7 protein-coding genes and 1 pseudogene are annotated in these 7,356 nt (G+C 37.3%); all 8 read left to right on the forward strand.

What is annotated here, in order from left to right; genetic code table 11:
- Nucleotides 1-189: 189 nt before the first annotated feature.
- A pseudogene (locus BTHERMOSOX_RS08205) lies at nt 190-804 on the forward strand (hypothetical protein); the annotation flags it as partial.
- Entirely contained in the window at nt 805-1,626 is an 822-nt protein-coding gene (locus tag BTHERMOSOX_RS08210) for a hypothetical protein (protein WP_138120602.1), read from the forward strand.
- 55 nt (nt 1,627-1,681) lie between these two features.
- The gene (locus tag BTHERMOSOX_RS08215) at nt 1,682-3,127 is read left to right on the forward strand and encodes a hypothetical protein (RefSeq protein WP_138120603.1); all 1,446 of its coding nucleotides are present in this window, start codon (nt 1,682-1,684) and stop codon (nt 3,125-3,127) included.
- A 5-nt stretch (nt 3,128-3,132) separates the two neighbouring features.
- Nucleotides 3,133-4,878, forward strand: a complete 1,746-nt coding sequence (locus tag BTHERMOSOX_RS08220) for an acetate and sugar kinases/Hsc70/actin family protein (protein WP_212744637.1) — start codon at nt 3,133-3,135, stop codon at nt 4,876-4,878.
- Between the two features lie 107 nt (nt 4,879-4,985).
- Nucleotides 4,986-5,159, forward strand: coding sequence for a hypothetical protein (locus BTHERMOSOX_RS08225; RefSeq protein WP_171004703.1), 174 nt, complete (start codon nt 4,986-4,988; stop codon nt 5,157-5,159).
- Entirely contained in the window at nt 5,152-5,436 is a 285-nt protein-coding gene (locus BTHERMOSOX_RS08230) for a nucleotidyltransferase family protein (RefSeq protein WP_138120605.1), read from the forward strand. Before BTHERMOSOX_RS08225 ends, BTHERMOSOX_RS08230 begins: the two co-directional genes overlap by 8 nt.
- Nucleotides 5,433-5,768: a HepT-like ribonuclease domain-containing protein gene (locus BTHERMOSOX_RS08235; RefSeq protein ID WP_138120606.1), complete on the forward strand. Its 336-nt coding sequence runs from the start codon at nt 5,433-5,435 to the stop codon at nt 5,766-5,768. The genes BTHERMOSOX_RS08230 and BTHERMOSOX_RS08235 overlap by 4 nt, the downstream gene beginning before the upstream one ends.
- Nucleotide 5,769: 1 nt before the next feature.
- Nucleotides 5,770-7,206, forward strand: coding sequence for a BREX-1 system phosphatase PglZ type A (pglZ, locus tag BTHERMOSOX_RS08240; RefSeq protein ID WP_138120607.1), 1,437 nt, complete (start codon nt 5,770-5,772; stop codon nt 7,204-7,206).
- The last annotated feature ends 150 nt before the right edge of the window (nt 7,207-7,356 follow it).

The raw sequence follows: 7,356 nt of genomic DNA on the forward strand, positions 1-7,356 counted from the left end.
TTCAGTAATAATTGCTTTGCTAGCTGCTCGTATTTTTTGTGTGGTTCTGTTTTTTTAGTCATTAACTTTATGATACAAGAATTCAGCTGCTAGCCTTGAATTTTGTCCCGTCTTAAGTTGGTAGCCGATAAAATTTACAATGCCCTAGCCTCTGAACCTAACTCTCAGGATAAATACCCTGAAAACCCCTTTATCGCAGATGAAGATGGCATTATTCCCCTAACTGATCGTGAATGGTTTCCTGATGATGCCACTAACCGCCTGATTGAATTTGTAAAAGTCGCCTGGCCTGAAGAATCATTAAACGAAAATCTACATTTTATCGCTGACAATCTAAAACCTAAAGCCAGTGAAAGTTCAGTCGATACCATTCGCCGTTATTTCAGCAGCAGCTTTTTTAAAGATCATTTAAAAACTTATAAAAAACGCCCTATCTATTGGCTGTTCAGCTCCGGCAAACACAAAGCTTTTGAAGCACTGGTTTACCTACACCGTTATAACGAAGGCACACTTGCCAGAATGCGAATGGAATATGTAATCCCACTGCAAAGCCGAATCAGTAATCAAATAGATAAATTAGAGGGTGATATAGCTGCTGCCAGCTCCACTGCCTTAGCTAAAAAATCTCAAAAAGAACGCGATCTTTTATCTAAACAATACACTGAATTATTAGCCTTCGATGAACAACTCCGCCACTATGCCGACCAACGTATTAAACTAGATTTAGATGATGGGGTGAAAGTGAATTATGGCAAGTTTGGGAATCTGTTGGCTGAGGTTAAGGCTGTTACAGGAAAGAAGTAAATGAAACCTATTACATATGAAGAACGATATTGTGTATTCATTGATATTCTTGGGTTTAGTTCGCTTATCAAAGACTCCGCCACACTAGAAGGACAAAATAATAAAAAACTATCACAAATCATTTCTTCACTAACAAAAATCAGAGAAATGACACATTACATTGAGAAAGGTATCATTGATGATGGGGCTGATGGGACTTTGTATCTAACTTCCAGAAAATTCATTCAGTTCTCAGACTCCATAGTCATTTCCTATCTAAAAACTGACTTACATTCAGCATTTATTTTTCATGAATTACTACGTATCCAGTTAAGCTTAATACATGATGGTATTCTTTTCCGTGGAGCTGTTACTTGTGGTGAGCTTTACCATGATGATCATCTAGTTCTAGGACCTGCGTTTGTTGAAGCAGTTGAACTTGAAAAATTGGCTTCATATCCAAGAATGATTGTTCATAGAGAATTAGCCGAAAATGGAGTCTTTGTACAAAGCGAAAAAGAACTTTCTTCAGGAAGAGTCGCTAATAACACGCTAAGAAAAGATTTTGATGGCGTTTATTATGTTGATTATTTTAATGTAGTTCCTGAAGATTTCGGTGAAAACTGGTCAACAATGATCGAATATCTAAATAAACTACGAGATAAAAATAAAGAGCTTAGCGATGAAAAAGACCTCAGCATAGAACTAAAATACTCTTGGCTCAGGCAAAAATTTAACGATATGGTGGAAAATGCATTTGATAAGGATAGGCTTAATATTCATGGACATCTTATCCCCAAGAACCATTTATCAAGTTTTAAAAATATTAATATTTTTCAGTGATTCATTAAGCTTTAACAAATGTTTAATTGGTGAAACATGACAAGAGTTTATAAATATGAATAATTTAAAATCACCGCTAAGCAGTGACATGAAGCAACTCAATGAAACCATTACCAGAATGATTTTGGATAAATCTATTTTTAAGGCAATGGATGAACCATGGTTTCAAGAACAAATTTATCAACTATTTAATATCGCATTTGATAATAGTCACGCAAAACAGAAATTAATGGCTATTAGTGCTTTATCCCGTATCGCTTTTTTTGTTAAAGCTCATAGAATTAGTCTATTTAAACGTTTACAGCCTGCTTTCAAACAACCACTTCCTTCGTTACAAAACTTAAACGAAGCCGATCATCGCCTTAATGTTGCCAAAAGCCTTGAGTGTTGCGAGTCAAACGAATGGTTGTGTGAGTATTTGATATCAGAGTCTTTTCTTGAAGAAAGAGCTGAAAAAACCAGAGAGTCACTGATTAATAATCTCGTTCAACGTACCAGTGACTTTAAAGCAGTTCTGGAGCTATCTATCACTGCAGTGGGTAATTTAAGGAAAAATAAATCCATTACACCGGATCAACTATTAAAGCGTTATGTGCTGGTTTTTAAATTACTCAGGAAAGCCATTGCTACTGGTTCGCATACTGCCCATGACGATAGCGGTTTAGCATTACAAAAATTGTTTGTTACCGCTGCTAAAGGCACATCAGCTACTAAAGACTTTAAGGTAAAAGCTGCTTTTGCTGACGAAATCATTTATTTAGTACATTCTCTGATTCAAATCCGTTTTTCTTTGGCTACTGAGGCCAATACCTACCTTGTTTTACAAAGTATAAAAACCTGGTTTAGTAAAAGTGAATGGTTGCTTTTTTTGAGTCGATCAGACAGCGTAAAAACAGTTCAATCTGATTTATCCGAGGCCGTGTTAATTTTAGCTAAACAGGGCTTAAGTGATGCTGAATTATTAGGTTTTCTGGTTTTAACCTTTGCGACAAAAGATAAAGCAAAACCTTTATTAACCAGCATTGCTGATAATAGTCTTACTACCCCGGCAAATATTAAAACCTGGTTAAAATCAGTTGGCCGGATTACAGAGTCTTCTGAGAAAGCAGCTAGGGACGATAGCAGTTTATTAAATGCTGATCAGTCTATTGCGTTATTACTCTTGGAGGCAACACGTTTAGAGTCTATTCTTAGTACTGCAGAAGAAAATATCAGTTCTGCAATTGAGATGTTTGAACCTCAGTTAGGAGATCAAACACAAACACTTTTTGTTAGGAATCGTTCTATATTAAATAGTGTTAAAAGTTTAGCTAATAAAAGATCTTTACAATTAAGTGGCAACCCAGGTGATATTACCGATTACTCGCCACTAGAGCATAACTTGATTTCGGGTAAGACTATGGGGGTTAGAAAGGTAAGAATTGTAACCCCAAAAGTTGAGCGTGTTATACGGGATCGAGTGAGTACTGTTTTAGCCGCGCAGGTTGAAGCGATAGAATAAACATTATGGAGAAACAGATGGATTTAGATAATGCAAATTTTTTACTGGAAAATTTAATCGGTAGAATGGAGCGGGATGGTGATGCGAAGCGCTGGAAACTGGAAGGATCTATTTCCTCAATGGAGATGGATGTATTACAAACAATATTAGAAACTCTTGCAGCGGCTCCTATTGAAAGCCCCTCTTCCACTGCAACTGAAGCTATACCTGAAAAAGCTGAAGTAGTCGTCGATACAAAAGAACAAGCTGAAGACGAGACACCCATTCCTGAATCAGCAGATAAGGTTGATGATCAAAAAATTAAACTGGATACGACAGCTTTATCTTTTGATAGCCCCCAAAATCCTGATGTTACTTTATGCCTGGATTTTGGTACGGCGATGTCAAAAGCAGCGGCATCCAGAGGGATTGAGGATGAATTTCTGGAGTTAAAGTTAGGTGAACAAGCTAAACAGGATGGTATTGCCTACCCCGTTTTCTCTTCTGTTTTTATTTCAGATTCCGGGATGGTTTATTTTGGGCAAGAGTCTGTGAAGCAAAGCATGATTGCCAATATTGCTAAAACAGTGCGTTTTGATTCATTAAAACAGGAAATAACATTAGGCCGGACAGATGCCTCTCTGGACAAACAATTAGTTAATGATAAATTTAATCCTAGCAATTTAAAAATCACTAAAGCTTGTTTGATCACTATTTATCTGGCCTATCTTACAGATTTAGCCTGTTCCTCATTAGAAGAACAACATGGCGTTTCCCGCTATGTAAAACGGCGCTATGCTTTACCGGTATTTCAGGAAAGTCATTCGCGCTGGGTTAAGCAACAACTAGAATTATTACTTTCTCGCGCTCAAATTCTTGCTGATACATTTCATGATCAATGGCATGAGGGTATTGAGTTAAGCAAAATTAATGACGCTTATCAACAATTACTCAAACTGGATAAACTTCCCGATTATTTGATTGGTGATTCAGTTTTAGAGCCTATCGCTGCTGCCAGTAGCCGTATCCAGCGTGATGAAGGTGCTGCCAGAGAATTAGTGATGATTGTTGATGTGGGTGCGGGAACCACTGATTTCGCCCTGTTTTTGGTCAGTCAGGATGCTGAAAAAGAAGTTTTCAAGGCCTTTTTGATTCCTGATACCGTTAAGGGTGTAAGGCAGGCCGGTGATGCGATTGATAATGCATTAAGGATTGCGATTCTGGAAAATAGTCATATAGACAGCAAATCGTCTCAATTTGATTTGATTAATAGTAATTTACAACGCTATATTCGGAGTTACAAGGAAACCTTGTTTGATACGGGTACTCTTCATTACACAATAGCGGATGACTCTGAGGGGAATATTAATCTCAATGACTTTTTGAACAGGGAGCAAGTTAAAAAATTTGAGTCCTTATTAGAAGCGACTTTCTTAAAAATTCTTCAGTCAGTTGATAGCAGTTATCTGGACTATTTTCAAAACCTTCCTATCAAAGTAGTGTTAACAGGCGGTGGTGCAACATTACCTATGATACAAGGGCTGGGTAATGGGCTAGTTAAGTTTGATAGCTATTCAATCAGCCGCCAAATGGCCACTCTAGTCCCTGATTGGGTGATTGATAACTATCCCTATTTTGAAGATGAATATCCTCAATTAGCTGTTGCTCTGGGTGGCGCTTGTTCTGAATTACCGGAACAAGGCCCCAGCTTTGCCAAGTTTTATGGCGTGGGTGGAAAGACAGATCAATGGCAAGTTGAGAAATTCCAATAAAAAGATGTCCCAGGGTATGAAACCTATAAGTTGAGAAGCCAGTGAAATCAGTTAACAGGTAAATCTTGATAGAATACTGTTAAGCTAATCATCCCAAAAAGATAAACATGATTAATCTATTAATTACTAACCATGAACTTGAGTCGTTAATTCATCAATCTCCCAATAAGAACCAGCAACTAATTAAACAAGACGTTAAAGAGGCCGTTGAACAAATTGATGCTGGTACAACTTTCCCAATAAAACAAGCCTTCCAGTTAATCCGCACTAAATATGAATAATTTAATCACTTCAAATAAAGCCTCTATTTTAAAATTGGCTCAACAGCACGGCATTAGAAATATTCGTCTCTTTGGATCAATGGTTCGAGATGAAGCGACCAGTGAAAGTGATGTTGATTTTTTAGTTGACCTTGAGGATGGACGCGATTTATTTGATTTAGGTGAGTTATTAATGGATCTACAAGATCTGCTACATCGTAAGGTCGATTTAGTAACTGGTACTTCTTTACACCCAAAAATAAAAACTCAAATATTAAAGGAAGCAGTACCTTTATGAAAGATGACATGGTTTATCTAGAACATATCATTGATTGTATAGATCGCATTGAAGAGTATACGGAAAGTGATCAGTTTACTTTTATGAATTCATCAATGGTACAAGATGCTGTTATCCGTAATTTGCAAATTTTATCTGAGTCCACACAAAAAATTTCAGATTCATTAAAACTGCAGCATCCTGAAATTAATTGGCGTGCTATTTCAGGCTTCAGAAATGTTTTGGTACATGATTATTTGGGACTTGATAACCAACAAGTCTGGCAGATATTAGAAAACCGATTACCTGATTTAAAAGAGCATATCGAAGCAATTATTTCGAGTAATAGGTAATATGGACATCCCCCAAATAAAACAAACCCTGTCTCGTCTTTTTTTTGAAGACAATAATCGACTTATTTTCTGGCATGACCCTGATGCTGAGTTTGTCGATAGCATTCCTGAGCTAGATGATGTTTTACTGATCAGGATGGATCAGGAACCCGCTCTCGGCATTAAAATACGCATTGAACGTGAACAGCCTGATCAACGTTTTTTAATGTATTCCCCTACCCTACAACCCGAGCCTGAAACGGACTGGTTCCTGGATTGTCGTTATTTCAGTTATTCCTTTAAAGCGGATCGTGCTTCGATTATTCTGGATGACCTGGGTTTAAAACAGCAACAGCTACATGATTATATTGTTCATCATCAAAAATTCTTTGCCAATAAAGGACGATTAAAACAATTACAGCAGTGGGTTCTCCCAGATGACAGCGAGAAAGAATTAAGCCAGAAAATGATGGCTGTTACAGTTAAAGCGGATCAACCTGAATTTAATAATTTGTTACTAGCGCTGTTTCAACAATTGGCTGATCAAACTGATCTGGATGATTACCCTCCAGTTTGGGATGACTTGGGCAAATACGACCTTCAAGAAATTTTTTGGGGACTAGTCCATGAACATTTTGGATATACGGAAGAGTCACCGAGCTTGCGTAATTTGCTAATTCGTTTGTTCGTAACGGACTTTTCTTATCATTTGCAATTTGAACTGCCCACTGTTTTTAAACATTTAGTTCTATCGGCTAAATATAGTGCTTCTGTATCTGTGTTTTTGGGGCAATGGCGAGATAGCACCCGTCGTAATGGAAGTTATGATGTTTTATCTCAGATAGCTGATTTACTCAAACTGACAGATTGTTTGCATGAGCTGGATGAGGTTTCTTTAGCTGATGTCATGAGCTTTTTGGACGTGGAAAAACAGCTTTGTCGTTTATTACGGGATCATATTTTAGACACATCTGCACTGTTACAACCCGATGCATTATTAGGTATTATTCGCAAACGATTAGATGGCTATTGGTGTGCAAAGCATTTACCTTCTAGCAACGATGTTCCACGCCTGGCATTGCATTATGTTTATCAGGCACTCTCTGTTGCTATTGAGTTTTTTAACGCCCTTAACCAGTCAATCGAATGGCAACAAAAAACGCCTGAGCTTCAATATAAGCAGTATTGTGATCAACATTATCAGTTTGATCAGAATTACCGTTTATTTTCTGAATTTGCTGATCATGCGCGTTCTGAAGGTTGGGATATTCTTAAAGATTTACGCGATAAAATTGAAGCCACTTACAATGAACAGGTGTTATTACCGTTATCTTTAGCCTGGGATACCCATTTAAGTTCTGGTTTATTAAGCAGGTGGTTACTTTCTGGGACAACTAATCAACAGGATTTCTTTCATTCAGCGGTTAAACCCTTATTGGACAAAGCTGATAATCGCTAAGTCTATGTGATTATTAGTTATGCGTTTCGATATGAAGTGGCTTAGTAATTAAGTGATCATTTGAATTGCCAATTCAGGTTTCTGTCTACATTGGATAGTTTAATGGTTGTGTTGCCTTCTTATTCCGCTTTAGGAACCATGGATTGGAGT

This window comes from Bathymodiolus heckerae thiotrophic gill symbiont (assembly GCF_900128515.1).
Lineage (GTDB): Bacteria > Pseudomonadota > Gammaproteobacteria > PS1 > Pseudothioglobaceae > Thioglobus_A.

Bases quoted from the DNA above. Each gene is read 5' to 3' on its own strand.
- BTHERMOSOX_RS08210 (WP_138120602.1), top strand. From the start codon at position 805: ATGAAACCTATTACATATGAAGAACGATATTGTGTATTCATTGATATT.
- BTHERMOSOX_RS08215 (WP_138120603.1), top strand. From the start codon at position 1,682: ATGAATAATTTAAAATCACCGCTAAGCAGTGACATGAAGCAACTCAAT.
- BTHERMOSOX_RS08220 (WP_212744637.1), top strand. From the start codon at position 3,133: ATGGAGAAACAGATGGATTTAGATAATGCAAATTTTTTACTGGAAAAT.
- BTHERMOSOX_RS08225 (WP_171004703.1), top strand. From the start codon at position 4,986: ATGATTAATCTATTAATTACTAACCATGAACTTGAGTCGTTAATTCAT.
- BTHERMOSOX_RS08230 (WP_138120605.1), top strand. From the start codon at position 5,152: ATGAATAATTTAATCACTTCAAATAAAGCCTCTATTTTAAAATTGGCT.
- BTHERMOSOX_RS08235 (WP_138120606.1), top strand. From the start codon at position 5,433: ATGAAAGATGACATGGTTTATCTAGAACATATCATTGATTGTATAGAT.
- pglZ (WP_138120607.1), top strand. From the start codon at position 5,770: ATGGACATCCCCCAAATAAAACAAACCCTGTCTCGTCTTTTTTTTGAA.